This window comes from Devosia sp. FJ2-5-3 (assembly GCF_029201545.1).
Taxonomy (GTDB): domain Bacteria; phylum Pseudomonadota; class Alphaproteobacteria; order Rhizobiales; family Devosiaceae; genus Devosia.
The window spans coordinates 486415-499033 of the sequence record NZ_CP104007.1 but is presented as its reverse complement, the minus strand read 5'-3'; the positions used below and the strand labels follow the sequence as shown (position 1 = coordinate 499033).

At 63.1% G+C, this 12619-nt stretch carries 15 protein-coding genes; 12 read left to right on the top strand and 3 right to left on the bottom strand.

Going from position 1 to position 12619, the window contains the following annotated elements; translation table 11 throughout:
* The first annotated feature begins 21 nt into the window (after positions 1-21).
* Positions 22-777, top strand: a complete 756-nt coding sequence (locus N0P34_RS02455) for a methyltransferase domain-containing protein (RefSeq protein WP_275605444.1) — start codon at positions 22-24, stop codon at positions 775-777.
* On the opposite strand, the gene N0P34_RS02450 is transcribed toward N0P34_RS02455, so the two are convergent.
* Positions 774-1292, bottom strand: a complete 519-nt coding sequence (locus tag N0P34_RS02450) for a MarR family transcriptional regulator (RefSeq protein WP_275605443.1) — start codon at positions 1290-1292, stop codon at positions 774-776. The two genes, N0P34_RS02455 and N0P34_RS02450, sit on opposite strands and share 4 nt — an antisense overlap.
* 176 nt (positions 1293-1468) lie before the next feature.
* Here N0P34_RS02450 and N0P34_RS02445 point away from each other — a divergent pair, with 176 nt between their 5' ends.
* The 5 genes from N0P34_RS02445 (at position 1469) to N0P34_RS02425 (ending at position 6399) form a co-directional block, all read left to right on the top strand.
* A complete protein-coding gene (locus tag N0P34_RS02445; protein WP_275605442.1) occupies positions 1469-3169 on the top strand; it encodes an FAD-dependent oxidoreductase in 1701 nt (566 codons plus the stop codon).
* A gap of 56 nt (positions 3170-3225) precedes the next feature.
* Positions 3226-3624, top strand: a complete 399-nt coding sequence (locus N0P34_RS02440; RefSeq protein ID WP_275605441.1) for a hypothetical protein — start codon at positions 3226-3228, stop codon at positions 3622-3624.
* Positions 3625-4200, top strand: coding sequence for a hypothetical protein (locus N0P34_RS02435; RefSeq protein ID WP_275605440.1), 576 nt, complete (start codon positions 3625-3627; stop codon positions 4198-4200).
* A 136-nt stretch (positions 4201-4336) separates the two neighbouring features.
* Positions 4337-5428, top strand: a complete 1092-nt coding sequence (hisC, locus tag N0P34_RS02430; protein WP_275605439.1) for a histidinol-phosphate transaminase — start codon at positions 4337-4339, stop codon at positions 5426-5428.
* Positions 5428-6399 (top strand): prephenate/arogenate dehydrogenase family protein, encoded by a 972-nt coding sequence (locus N0P34_RS02425; RefSeq protein WP_275605438.1) that lies wholly within the window; start codon positions 5428-5430, stop codon positions 6397-6399. The genes hisC and N0P34_RS02425 overlap by 1 nt, the downstream gene beginning before the upstream one ends.
* A gap of 100 nt (positions 6400-6499) precedes the next feature.
* Here N0P34_RS02425 and N0P34_RS02420 read toward each other — a convergent pair whose 3' ends face one another.
* Positions 6500-7213, bottom strand: coding sequence for a transglycosylase domain-containing protein (locus N0P34_RS02420; RefSeq protein WP_275605437.1), 714 nt, complete (start codon positions 7211-7213; stop codon positions 6500-6502).
* A 78-nt stretch (positions 7214-7291) separates the two neighbouring features.
* On the opposite strand from N0P34_RS02420, the gene N0P34_RS02415 reads away from it, so the two are divergent.
* From N0P34_RS02415 to N0P34_RS02390, 6 genes are all read left to right on the top strand, one after another.
* On the top strand, positions 7292-8194 hold the full coding sequence (locus N0P34_RS02415) for a polyprenyl synthetase family protein (RefSeq protein ID WP_275605436.1): 903 nt from the start codon (positions 7292-7294) through the stop codon (positions 8192-8194).
* On the top strand, positions 8191-8832 hold the full coding sequence (locus tag N0P34_RS02410; protein ID WP_275605435.1) for an MOSC domain-containing protein: 642 nt from the start codon (positions 8191-8193) through the stop codon (positions 8830-8832). Before N0P34_RS02415 ends, N0P34_RS02410 begins: the two co-directional genes overlap by 4 nt.
* Before the next feature lie 7 nt (positions 8833-8839).
* The gene (locus tag N0P34_RS02405; RefSeq protein WP_275605434.1) at positions 8840-9307 is read left to right on the top strand and encodes a YbaK/EbsC family protein; all 468 of its coding nucleotides are present in this window, start codon (positions 8840-8842) and stop codon (positions 9305-9307) included.
* Complete coding sequence (locus N0P34_RS02400) at positions 9289-9930, top strand: 50S ribosomal protein L11 methyltransferase (RefSeq protein WP_275605433.1); 642 nt, start codon at positions 9289-9291, stop codon at positions 9928-9930. Before N0P34_RS02405 ends, N0P34_RS02400 begins: the two co-directional genes overlap by 19 nt.
* 121 nt (positions 9931-10051) lie before the next feature.
* On the top strand, positions 10052-10489 hold the full coding sequence (locus N0P34_RS02395; RefSeq protein WP_275605432.1) for a PACE efflux transporter: 438 nt from the start codon (positions 10052-10054) through the stop codon (positions 10487-10489).
* Between the two features lie 101 nt (positions 10490-10590).
* Positions 10591-11190 carry a glutathione S-transferase gene (locus tag N0P34_RS02390; RefSeq protein ID WP_275605431.1) on the top strand — a complete coding sequence of 200 codons (600 nt, stop codon included), beginning with the start codon at positions 10591-10593 and terminating at the stop codon, positions 11188-11190.
* 121 nt (positions 11191-11311) lie between these two features.
* Here N0P34_RS02390 and ispG read toward each other — a convergent pair whose 3' ends face one another.
* Entirely contained in the window at positions 11312-12553 is a 1242-nt protein-coding gene (gene ispG, locus N0P34_RS02385) for a flavodoxin-dependent (E)-4-hydroxy-3-methylbut-2-enyl-diphosphate synthase (RefSeq protein ID WP_275605430.1), read from the bottom strand.
* Positions 12554-12619: the final 66 nt, after the last annotated feature.

Genomic DNA, 12619 nt, shown 5'->3' with positions numbered 1-12619 from the left:
AAGCTTTGGCTAGATTGAGGCATGACCAGCGATGTCACGCGCCTGATTGCTTATTACCGATCACCCCTGGGCAGGATTTCGCGGGCCCTTGTGCGCGAACACGTCATGACCCTGGCCGGCGATCTCAGGGGCAAGCGCGTCATGGGCCTCGGCTTTGCCACACCCTATATGCGCTTTGCGCTCGAGCGGGCGGAACGGGTCCTGGCCTTCATGCCCGCCCGTCAGGGGGCTTCGGCCTGGCCGCGTGAGGGGCCGTCCCATACGGTCCTCTGCGATCCCCTGGAAATGCCGCTGACCGATTCGGCGATCGACCTGACCATTGCCGTTCATGCGCTCGAACACGTCGCCGACGCCGAAGAACTGATGCGCGAACTCTGGCGCATCACCGCGCCCAACGGTCATCTGCTGCTGGTCGTGCCAAGGCGCCGCGGCATCTGGGCTCAGCGCGACGACAACCCGTTCGGACAGGGCAATCCCTACTCCGCCGGCCAGCTCGAAAAGCTGCTGCGCGACCACAGTTTCGTGCCCGAAGCCTGGCGCGATGCCCTCTTCGTGCCGCCGGTGCAGATGTCACTCGTGCTGCGATCCACCCGGCTCTTTGAAAGGCTGGGGCGCCTGCTTGGCCCGGCCATGAGCGGGGTCATCTGCGTTCGGGCCCGCAAGGAAGCCTTCCCGGCCATCCCGCGCCGCAAGCGGGCAGAGCGTTTCGTGCGTCTTCCGGGCCTGTCCACTGCCACCGCGCGACAGGCCGAGGCCGGCCAGTCCGGCTCGGCCTAGTCGTCCTGTTCCGGGGCGACGGCGCCATCCTTGCCGAGCGCCCTGTTGCCATTGTCCCGCATCTGGATAAGCGCGGAGTAGAGCATCTCGATCTGCTCCTCGCTCATCCCCTTGTAGAACTCGTCATAAAGCTGGCCTGCCGCCTCGGGTATGAAGCCGAGCAGCACCTCGGTGGCCTCCGCCGAATAAACCCGGCGCAGGCGACTGTCGTTTTCATCCGCGCGCCGCTCGATCCAGCCCTTTTCCTCAAGGCGATCAAACATCTTTCCCGCCGCCGCACGCCCCAACTGCATTATGGCCGCCAATTCGGTTTGCGTTGAGCCAGGGTTCTGGCTCACATGCATAATTGCGGTCCACTGGGCCCGCGTAATTCCTTTCATGGCCACGAGCCGATCGAAGTAAACACTGATCAGCCGCGACACCTCGTGGATGCGATACATCGTGTCCGCGCGCCGATCCAGCGGGGCAATCTGGGGCTCATTACCTCGATTGGTATTCGCGTCTTGGTCGGCCATGGCACCCCCTGGAGCGATTGCCCGCCTCTACTAACCGCTAACGGAAAATTTTCCAAACGCGCCATGCCGCACACGCACGATCAGAAACTTGTTTCCTTGCATACAAGTTTGGACTAGATGTTTTGTATCCTATGATACAACACGCACGTCCAAGTGCAGTCCAAGGAGGAAAGTTCGTGTCTACTGAAAAGAGTCGCGTGTCCCGTCGCGGGTTCATGAAGGCCGCCGGTCTCGGCGCAGCAAGCACTGCACTCGGTGCGGTTACCGTGACCAGCGCCCAGGCGCAGGAATGGGACGAAGAGTTCGACGTCGTTGTGGCGGGCTCGGGTGGCGCCGCTCTCGCCGGTGCCATTGGCGCACTGGACAATGGCGCAAGCGTCGTCGTTCTCGAGAAGGCGGCCTTCATCGGCGGCACCACCGGAAAGTCTGGCGGCGGCTCCTGGGTCCCCAATAACCGCTGGATGGAAGCGCACGGCTATAAGGACAACAAGGAAGACTTCCTGCGCTACGTATCGCGCGTGTCCTTCCCCGAACTCTACCGGGACAACCACCCCCAGTTCGGCATGACCGATCACCATTGGGCCCAGCTCAATGCATTCTGGGACAATGCCGCCCGGGTGTTCCACACACTCAACGACGAAGGCGCGCTGCCTGTCTTCACCTTCCTCTCCTGGGACGGCAAGCCGGCCCCCGACTATCATGGCCAGATCGCCGAGAATAACGACATCCGTGGCCGCCAGATCGCCGTCAACAATGACGGCCAGACCGGTTTTGGCGCGCACATGATCGAGTTCATGTCGGCCTATGTCGAGGAAAAGGGCGGCGACATCCGCACCGAGAACCGGGTCAGCCGCATCATCAAGGATGACACCGGTCGCGTCGTCGGCGTCGAAGTCGACACTCCCGAAGGCACCACCCGCATCCGCGCCAAGAAGGGCGTGATCTTCGGCACGGGTGGCTTCACTCACAACCATCACATGCGCACGCAGTTCCTGCGCACCCCGGTCATGGGCGGCTGCGCCGTGCCGACCAATGAGGGTGACCTCATCAACATGTCGGCCGAACTGGGCGTCAAGCTGGGCAACCTCAACGAAGCCTGGAACCAGCAGGTCGTGCTCGAAGAAGTGCTTCAGTTCTCGAGCGTTCCGTCGGGCGTGTTCTTCCAGGGCGGCGACAGCTCGATCTCGGTGAACAAGTACGGCAAGCGCATGTATGACGAGAAATACGTCTATCCGGAGCGTACGCGGTCGCACCAGGTATACGATCAGTGGCGCGGCGACTATCCGAACCTCTACCAGATCTTCATCTTCGACGAAGAAGCCCGCAAGATGCCGGGCAACATGATCCCCAAGGTTGGCGCTGACCTGCCGGCCTATGTGATCACCGGCAATAATCTCGAAGAGCTGACCGCGAACATCCAGGCGCGCTTCGACTCGCTGGCCGAGCAGTTGGGTACCTACAAGCTCGCCGACGACTTCCTTGAAAGCCTCAAGGCCACCATCGAGCGCTATAACGGGTTTGCCATCGCCGGCAAGGACGAGGACTTCCACCGCGGTGAAGCCCCGATCGATGCCTACTTCCACGCCGTTCCATACGATCGCGGCCTGCCAAGCCCCTACATGGCGCCGATTGCAGACGAAGGGCCGTACTACGCGGTTCTGCTCGGCGCGGGCACACTGGACACCAAGGGTGGCCCGGTATTCGACGTCAACGCTCAGGTTCTGAACGTGCGCGACGAGCCGATCCCCGGTCTCTATGTCGCCGGCAACGCTTCGGCCTCGCCCTCGGGCAAGAGCTATCTTGGCGGTGGCGGCACGCTCGGCCTCGGCATCACCTTTGGCTACATAGCCGGCGAACACGCCGCCAAGCAGGCTTGAGACAAACCAACCTCCGGGGTCGGCCGGTCCGGCCCCGGATCACCAAGGAGCAGAAGATGAAGACGCTTCGCCTGGCGGCAACCACCGCGTTCATGATCATCGGCAGTTCGGCCGCCTTTGCCGCAACATGCCTCGAAACCTATACCGCCGAGGCCGAGCCGGTCTTGTCCAAGAAGTGCGTGGCTTGCCACAACAATGCATCCCCCGGCTCCGGCGTTTCGTTCCAGAAGGGCTCGGGCTACGACTATCTCGTCAATATCGCCAGCGCCGAGCTGCCGGACATGCCGCGCGTCACGCCCGGCGACACCGAACTCAGCTATCTGGCACACAAGCTTCTCGGCACCCACGAATCCGTTGGCGGTGTCGGCACACAGATGCCGCCCGCCGGAAGCCTGAAGCAGGCCGAGATCGACGCGGTCCTGGGCTGGATCAGCGCTTGCGAGGTCACCGAGTAAGTGTCCCGCAGCTTTCTCCACACAATCCGGACAGGCGCGCCCGACGGCGCGCCGTTTCTCATCCTCCATGACCGTTTTGAAGTCATGGAAAGCGCCGAGGCTCTCGGCGAACTTCTGGGCGACGAAACCACGAAAATCGCCATACGCTCGCCGCGTGCCCAGTCCGCTGGCGGCAGTGGCATCACCAAGGGCTATTTCTGGTACATCGGCCCCCTCGACCAGCCGGAATTGTCGACCCTGGGCGACGGCCTCTATCAGCTTGAACTGCTGATCGAGGAGACGTTCGAGCGCTATGGCCAGCGCAAGATCGGTCTGCTCGGAGCGGGCGAAGGCGGTTTCGTGGCGCTGATTGCCGCGTCGTTTTTCCCCGACAAGGTGCAAAGGGTCGTAGCCATTGACGCCACCCTGCCGCAAAACCTCAAGGATATGCCCTTCGAGCCATCACTGGCCGGCGTCGAAACCGTGCTCGCCTATCGCGACATGCCCTCAGCCGATCGGTTGGCGCAGCTCGAGCAGCTTGGCGCCTCGGTGACGCTTGTGCCCGAACCAGAGCTCGCGGCTTTCCTCCAATCCTGACGATACTCCAGCCCCCCGGCCAACCGGGGGCTTTTGCAAAAGCGTTGCACTCGCCTCGCGCCGCATAGAAGTTTTGCCTTTGGCTTCGGCTTTCACTATGGTCCGCCCGGCTTTTCCTTGCCTGCGCGAACCAGACATGTCCCTTCCGAACCATCCCCAGCCGCAGCCCGGCATCCTCGACATTGCCCCCTATGTGCCGGGAAAATCCGCCGCACCGGGCACCCATGCCGTCAAGCTCTCGTCCAATGAGAGCCCGCTGGGCGCCAGCCCCAAGGCTATCGAGGCCTATTCCGGCGTCGCGACCAGGCTCGAGATCTATCCCGATGGTGGGTCCCGTCTCCTCCGCGAAGCGCTGGGCGAAGTGCATGGCCTCGACCCCGCCCTGATCGTCTGCGGCAATGGATCGGACGATTTGCTGCACCTTCTGGCCCAGTGCTATCTCGGCGAGGGCGACGAGGCGGTCATGAACCGCTACGGCTTTTCGGTCTATCCCATCGTTACCCGCGCGGCCGGTGCGAGCATCGTGCTTGCCGACGAGAACGACTACACCGCAGATGTCGACGCTCTGCTCGCAGCGGTGACGCCGCGCACCAAAATCGTCTGGCTGGCCAATCCGAACAACCCTACCGGCACCTATATTTCCGACAGCGAAGTCAGGCGGCTCCATGCCGGCCTGCGCCCGGACATCCTTCTTGTCGTCGACAACGCCTATGCCGAATATGTCACCGCCGCCGATTTCTCCATCGGCGCCGACCTCGTCGCCGAGGCGAATAACGTCGTCATGGTCCGCACCTTCTCCAAGATGGGCCTCGCAGCCCTGCGCATTGGCTGGCTCTACGGGCCGGACCATCTGATCGACGCGCTGAACCGCATTCGCGGGCCCTTCAACGTCAATCTGCCGGCCCAGCTGGCGGGTGCGGCGGCGGCACGGGACGTCGAGTTCACCGTCAAGCTGCGCGAGCACAATGCAAGCTGGCGCGACTGGCTGGTTGCCGAACTCAATTCCAACCAGATCCGCATCGTGCCCAGCCAGGCCAATTTCGTCATGGCCCTCTTCGCCGATGAAGCCCTTGCCGCAAAAGCCTTCTCGACACTGATGGACGCCGGCTACATCGTCCGCGAGATCGGCCAGTCCTATTCCATTCCCACGGGCCTGCGCATCTCCATCGGCACCGAGGCAGACATGCGCGCCGTGGCGACGATCCTCAAATCCATGGTGGCTGGCTGATGAGTGCACATTTTCGCAAGCTGGCGCTGATCGGCATCGGCCTTATCGGCTCCTCCATCGCCCTGGCCGCCCGTCGTCAAGGACTGGTCGAGACCATTTCCATCGCTACCCGCCGCCAGGAAACGCTGGACGAAGCCCGCGAACTTGGCCTGGGGGACATCTACACGCTCGATGCGGCCGAGGCGGTTCGCGGTGCCGACCTCGTGATTCTCTGCGCCCCGGTCGGCGCCTATGACAGCCTGGCGAAGGCAATTGGCCCTGCTCTGGAGCCGGGCGCCATTCTTTCCGATGTCGGCTCGGTCAAGGAGCATGTGCTCAAGGTCGTCGGCCCACACGTCCCCGCCGGCGTTCATTTCATTCCCGGCCATCCCATAGCCGGAACCGAGCATTCCGGCCCTTCCGCCGGCTTCCCTGAGCTCTTTGCCGGCCGTTGGTGCGTGCTCACGCCCGGCCCGGAAGTGCCGCCCGAGGCAACGGAAAAGCTCGTCGCCTTCTGGAAGGCAATGGGTTCGATGGTCGAATGCATGGAAGCGGGCCATCACGACATGGTTTTGGCCATTACCAGCCACATCCCCCATCTCGTCGCCTATAATATCGTGGGCACCGTGGCTGATCTCGAAACCGCTACGCAGTCCGAAGTCATCAAGTTCTCCGCATCGGGCTTTCGCGATTTCACCCGCATCGCCGCCTCCGATCCGGTCATGTGGCGGGACATTTTCCTGACCAATCGCGATGCGGTTCTCGAAATGCTCGGCCGCTTCCTCGAGGATCTCTCCATGCTGCAGCGCGCCGTGCGCGTGGGCGACGGTCCTGCCCTGGAAGACCTCTTCACCCGCACCCGCGCCATCCGCCGCTCGATCATCAATGCGGGCCAGGAAACGGCCGCCCCTGATTTTGGCCGCCCCCATGAGCAGCCGCCGGCCCCTCAAACCCCAATCGTGCGCGAACACGGCGGCGGCGACGACGCCTAGAGCGTTTCCAGGAAAAGTGGACACCACTTTTCCGGTTCGGAAGCGCGACAAAACAAGGACTTGGAGTGATTTCACCGCGTCAACGACGCGGTGAAATGCTCTAGAGCGCCAGCCGTCCGTTCTCGCCGACACAGGACGCCCGCTCCCCATATTGGCGAGCCCGATCCTCGACGATCCCCGCGATCCGGCTAAGCCCATTATTCGGCCGGGCCGGGTTGCGCAGAAGCGGATTGGGCAATGTCACCGCCAGAAGCGACGCCGTCCGCCAGTCCAGATTTTGCGGCTCGCGCCCGAACGCCCTTCGCGCCCCTGCTTCGATCCCGAACTCTCCCTCTGGCCCCCATTCGGCGATGTTGAGATAGATCTCCATGATCCGCTTCTTGGGCATGACGAGGTCGATATAGAGCGCCAGCGGGATTTCCAGCGCCTTGCGAAAATGATTGGGGTGGTTGGTGAGAAAGAGATTTCGCGCCACCTGCATGGTGATGGTCGAGGCCCCGCGCGCCGGCCGGCCCCTGAGCACATTGTCCAGCTCTTCCCGAAGGGCGCCCACATCTATCCCCCAGTGCCGGCAGAACTGCCCGTCCTCGGAGAGAATGATCGAGGCCTTCAGCCGGTCGGAGATTGCATCGATATCGCGCCACTGGCGCACCACGGGCCGCCCGGTGAGATAGCGCTCTATCATCGGCACCGAGACAGGGTCGATGAAGATATAGGCCGGCGTCAGCACCAACGGAATTGCCCCCAGCACGGCGAGCGCGCCGATCAAAATGCGGATCGCCCGCCAAATTCCGCGTTTGCGTGCTCGTGCCATGCAGTTCTGATAGCCTCAGAAGCGCCAGCGGCCAAGTCCACCCTTGTCGCCCCCGTGCCAATTGGCTAGCAACATCTCATGTATGATTTTGCCGCCGACAGTGCCGATTGTGCTCGCGCCGTGGAAGCCGGGCTTTCCGAAATCCTGAGCGGACCCGGCCTGTCGGGCCCCGGTCCTGTCGCCGAGCGCCTAGTGGCCGCCATGCGCCATGGCAGCCTCGAGGGCGGCAAGCGGCTGCGCCCGCTGCTGGTTCGCCAGGCCGCAGCCATATTTTCGGTCCCGCGCGAGGCGGCCCTCCGCGCCGGGCTCGCCATCGAAATGGTTCATTGTTATTCGCTGATCCACGACGATCTGCCCGCCATGGATGACGATGACATGCGCCGCGGCCGCCCGACCGTGCACAAGGCCTTTGATGACGCCACCGCCATTCTTGCCGGTGATGCCCTGCTCACCCAGGCCTTTGCCATCCTCGCCGATCCCGCCACGCATCCCGACCCCGCCGTGCGCATTGCCCTTGTGACAGAACTGGCCTCCGGCAGTGGCTCGGGGGGCATGGTGGGCGGGCAGATGCGCGACATCGAGGGCGAACAGGGCGGTTTCTCGGAAGGCGACATCGCCATCATGCAGTCGATGAAAACCGGCGCTCTGATCCGCGCCAGCGTCCGCATGGGGGCAATCCTCGGCGGCGTCGAGCCACGTCCCCTCTCCGCCCTCACCGCCTATGCCGAAGCCGCCGGGCGCGCCTTCCAGCTGGCTGACGACATTCTGGACGTTACCGCCACGCCGGAGGCCATGGGCAAGGCTACCGGCAAGGACGAGGGCAAGGGCAAGCAGACCCTCGTGGCGCAGTTGGGCGTCGACGGCGCCCGGAAGCGGCTCGACGCCATCATCAACGAAGCTCTGGGATATCTCCGCACCTTCGGCCCCCGCGCCGACGGCTTGCGCGCCACCGCCCGCTATTTCGGCAGCCGCGAAAAATGAGCACCGGCCAGCTGATCGGCGTTTCCATCGGACATCCCCGGCCCATTCCCGGCCACCAGGCCAAAACCGGCATCTTCAAGGAGCCGGTCGCCGGCCCGGTCGTCATCACCGCGCAGGGCATCCCTGACGACGCTATCCTCGATCGCCGGCACCATGGCGGCCTCGATCAGGCCATCTATGTCTATTTCCAGGATGATTATGATTTCTGGGCAGGCGAACTCGGCTATGCGCCGGCTCCCGGCCATTTCGGCGAAAACCTCACTATTTCGGGTGCCGACAGCGCCACGATCTGCATCGGCGATCGCTTTACCATCGGCGAGGTCCTGCTCGAAGTCACCTATCACCGTACCCCGTGCATGACCTTTGCCGCCAAGATGGGCGATCCGCGCTGGGTCAAGCGCTTCCATCGTGCCCTGCGCCCCGGCGCTTATTGTCGGGTTCTCGCCCCTGGCCCGGTCGAGGCCGGTATGGCGGTGGATATCCTTCCCTATGGCGGCGAACGCATCAGCGTGGCCGAACTCATGTCCTATGATGTCGTCAAGGATATCCCCCTCGATTTCCTGCGCCGCGCGGTCACGACGCCAATCCGCGAGAAAACCCGCTTCAAATACGAAACCCGCCTTTCCAGCCTTTTCTGAGATTGTCATGAGCCTTCATTCCGTCCGCGACGACCTTGCCGTGCGTGCGCCCGATCTCGCAGTCATCACCACAGATGCCTCCACGGCCACCGTCCCGCTGGCGGCCGAGGTCCATGGGGTCGAGCCCGGCCAGATCGCGAAAACGCTCTGCATCCGTGTCCGCGACGAGGAATTTCTCCTGGTCACCCGCGGCGATGCGCGCCTCGATAATCAGAAATCGAAATCGGCCTTTGGCGGCCGCCCCCGCATGCTGGGCGCCGAGGATGTCCTGAGGCTGACCAGTCACGCGGTCGGCGGCGTCTGCCCGTTCGGCCTGCCTGCCCCTTTGCCGATCTTTCTCGACACGTCTCTCAAGATCTATGATCTTGTCATCCCGGCCGGCGGAGACACTCATGCCTCCGTAAAGCTCAGCGTCGAGCGGCTGGCCCAACTATGCGGCAACAAATGGGTGGATGCTTGCCAGCTGCCCGAATAGGCCTCTCACCGGACAATTTCATCCGCCAGCGCCTGAAACTGACGCCACTCCCCTTTCGCCCGGACATTTCGCTTTATCGCCCCACGCCACAGAGCCGGATCACAACCTGGTTGGGCGAACAGGGCCGGGAAGATATCGCGCCCTATTGGGCCTATGCCTGGGCAGGCGGCTCGGCCCTCGCCCTCTACCTCGCTGACCATCCAGAAGTCGTGGCGGGGAAGACAGTGCTCGATTTCGGCGCCGGATCGGGGCTGGTGGGCATTGCCGCCGCCAAGGCCGGCGGATCGGTCAGCGCCTTTGAGCCCGACCCCATCGGACGCATCGCCTGCCAGTTGAACGCTAAGGCCAATGGCATCGCCCTAACCTGCGTCGATGACCCGCTGGCCGAGGCGGACATCGTTTTGGCCGGCGATGTTTTCTACGATGCTGCGGTGGCCGCCACATCCCTGCCCCTCCTCCGCCAACACGCAGGGCGTGGCACAATAATTCTCATTGGTGATCCGTACCGCCGCGATCTCCCGCGCGATGACCTGACGCTGCTTGCCGAATATGAGGTGCCCGACATGGGCGCGCAGGCCCTTGTGCCGGCCGGTATCTTCGCCCTGCATCCCCAGACCATCTGACATGCCAAGCCCGGTCTTGCCGCCAATCTTCCCCCGTCCTATATGGTCCTGACAAGCGAGGACGACCTCCCCCATAGTGGGTAGCATCCCCGGGACGGCCCGGAAAACATGGAGCATTTCCATGCGGACCACCGCCGACCGTATCCGTCACGCCATTTCCTTCGAGCTTATCGGCATTCTGCTGGCCACGCCGCTTGCCGCCTTTGCCTTCCATCTGGAAGGCGGCGACAGCGTTGTCGTCGTGGTCGCCAGCGCCACCGTCGCCATGCTCTGGAACTATGTCTACAACCTCGGCTTCGATCATCTGATGCAGCACTTCCGCGGCACCACCGAGAAAACCAGGACGATCCGCGTCTTCCACGCCATCCTGTTCGAGCTTGGCCTTCTCGCCATCATGCTGCCGATGATCGCATGGTATCTCCAGATCGGAATCTGGCAGGCCTTCATCATGGATCTGGGCCTCGCCATTTTCTACATGGTCTACGCCCTGGTATTTAACTGGGCCTATGACCGGGTCTTTCCCTTGCCCGAATGGCACCAGGACAAGGCGGGGGCCTGATCACGCGACCTTGTGCCGCGATGGTGCTCTAGCTTGAACCTGCCCGATGACATATCTAGTCCGTGCCGCTCGCGCGGCTCGGACTTTCAGTTAGGTAGATTATGAAGCTCTTCTACTCTCCCGGCGCCTGCTCGCTGGCCTCCCACATTATTCTCCACGAAATCGGCAAGCCTTTCGAGATCGAGAAAGTCGATCTGCGCGCCAAGACCACCGAAAGCGGTGCTGACTTCTTCGCGATCAATGCGCGTGGCGCCGTTCCGGCCCTCCAGGTCGCCCCCGGCACTGTTGTGACCCAGGGCCCCGCCATTCTCCAGTATCTCGGCGACACCTCCGACAATGCTGCGCTCAAGCCCGCCCCCGGTACTGTCGAACGCGCCCGGCTCCAGGAAGCGCTTGGCTTTGTCGCCGACGTGCACAAGGCCTTTGGCGGCCTGTTCAAGCCGAACCTGTCGGACGAAGACAAGGCGGTCGTGATCGGCGAGATCAATCGCCGCGTCGGCCAGCTGGAAGCCATGCTGCCCGAAGACGGTCCCTACTTCCTCGGTGAGTACAGCCAGGCCGACGCCTATGCCTTCACCGTTGTCGGCTGGGGCCGGCAGTTCCTCGATTTTTCGAAGTTCCCGCGCGTTGCGGCACTGCTCGAAGCCGTCGGCGCGCGCCCTGCCACCCAGGCTGCCCTCAAGGCCGAAGGCCTGATCTAAATAGCGAAGGGCGCCGCCGAGGCGCCCCTCTTTACCCGAGCTGGCCGGTGAGCTTGAGGCCGCCCAGAACGAGAATGAGCAGGGCGAGCCAGAAAAAGCGCCGTTGGTTTCGCTCGTTCATTTATTCCGCCGCGTCCTGTTTGCCGGTGCCGAATTTCTTCTCGATATAGTCGGCCACCATGACCTTGAACTGGTCGGCCACGTCAGCGCCGCGCAGGGTCGCGACCTTATGGCCATCGACGAACACCGGCGCCGCCGGCGTTTCCCCTGTCCCCGGCAGCGAAATACCGATATTGGCGTGCTTGCTTTCGCCCGGTCCATTGACGATGCAGCCCATCACGGCGACCGAGAGCGTTTCCACACCCGGATAGCGCTCGCGCCATTCCGGCATCGAGACATTAAGGTGGTCCTGAATGTCCTTGGCCAGGGACTGAAACGTCGTCGAGGTCGTGCGGCCGCATCCCGGGCACGCAGCAACCACCGGCAGGAATTGGCGGAAACCCATGGTCTGCAGCAATTCCTGCGCGACCTTTACCTCTGTGGTGCGATCCCCGCCCGGCTCTGGCGTCAGTGAGATACGGATCGTGTCGCCAATGCCCTGCTGGAGGAGAATGCCCAGCGCGGCCGAGGACGCGACGATGCCCTTCGAGCCCATGCCCGCTTCGGTGAGGCCCAGGTGCAGGGCGTAGTCGCAACGCGCCGCCAGGTCCTGATAGACGGCGATGAGATGCTGAACGTCGGACACCTTGGTGGAGAGAATAATCCTGTCGCGACCCATGCCCAACTCTTCGGCGCGGGCCGCAGAGAGCAGCGCCGACTGGATGATCGCCTCCCGCTGCACTGCGGCGGCGGAAATCGGATTAGTCGAGACGGCGTTCTCGTCCATGAGGCGTGTAAGAAGCTCTTCGTCGAGCGAGCCCCAATTGACCCCGATGCGCACCGGCTTGTCATAGCGGTTGGCGATATCGATCAGCGTCGAAAACTGCGTGTCGCGCTTCGCCTTGAAGCCGACATTGCCCGGATTGATGCGATATTTCGCCAAGGCTTCGGCACAGGCCGGATGATCGGTGAGCAGCTTGTGGCCAATATAGTGAAAATCACCCACCAGCGGCACGTCATAGCCCATGAAGGCGAGACGATCGCGAATGATCGGCACCGCCGCCGCGCTCTCGTCCCGGTCCACCGTTATGCGCACGATCTCCGAGCCGGCCCGGGCCAACTGCATCACCTGCTTGACCGTCGCATCGATATCGGCGGTATCGGTATTGGTCATGGATTGCACCACGACCGGGGCACCCCCGCCAACGACGACGCCGCCCACATTGACACCCACCGATTGCCTGCGCGGCATTGGACCGGCCATGATCATCCCCGGAAATTCGCTTTCATTTTGAGATAGGCTTTCCCTTCTACGCTGGCAACTGAACAT

Excerpts from the sequence above, each read along its gene's own strand:
- N0P34_RS02390 (WP_275605431.1), top strand. The coding sequence starts at position 10,591 with ATGAAGCTCTTCTACTCTCCCGGCGCCTGCTCGCTGGCCTCCCACATT.
- N0P34_RS02415 (WP_275605436.1), top strand. The coding sequence starts at position 7,292 with ATGTATGATTTTGCCGCCGACAGTGCCGATTGTGCTCGCGCCGTGGAA.
- N0P34_RS02395 (WP_275605432.1), top strand. The coding sequence starts at position 10,052 with ATGCGGACCACCGCCGACCGTATCCGTCACGCCATTTCCTTCGAGCTT.
- N0P34_RS02455 (WP_275605444.1), top strand. The coding sequence starts at position 22 with ATGACCAGCGATGTCACGCGCCTGATTGCTTATTACCGATCACCCCTG.
- N0P34_RS02420 (WP_275605437.1), bottom strand. The coding sequence starts at position 7,213 with ATGGCACGAGCACGCAAACGCGGAATTTGGCGGGCGATCCGCATTTTG.
- ispG (WP_275605430.1), bottom strand. The coding sequence starts at position 12,553 with ATGGCCGGTCCAATGCCGCGCAGGCAATCGGTGGGTGTCAATGTGGGC.
- N0P34_RS02405 (WP_275605434.1), top strand. The coding sequence starts at position 8,840 with ATGAGCCTTCATTCCGTCCGCGACGACCTTGCCGTGCGTGCGCCCGAT.
- N0P34_RS02425 (WP_275605438.1), top strand. The coding sequence starts at position 5,428 with ATGAGTGCACATTTTCGCAAGCTGGCGCTGATCGGCATCGGCCTTATC.
- N0P34_RS02410 (WP_275605435.1), top strand. The coding sequence starts at position 8,191 with ATGAGCACCGGCCAGCTGATCGGCGTTTCCATCGGACATCCCCGGCCC.
- hisC (WP_275605439.1), top strand. The coding sequence starts at position 4,337 with ATGTCCCTTCCGAACCATCCCCAGCCGCAGCCCGGCATCCTCGACATT.
- N0P34_RS02440 (WP_275605441.1), top strand. The coding sequence starts at position 3,226 with ATGAAGACGCTTCGCCTGGCGGCAACCACCGCGTTCATGATCATCGGC.
- N0P34_RS02450 (WP_275605443.1), bottom strand. The coding sequence starts at position 1,292 with ATGGCCGACCAAGACGCGAATACCAATCGAGGTAATGAGCCCCAGATT.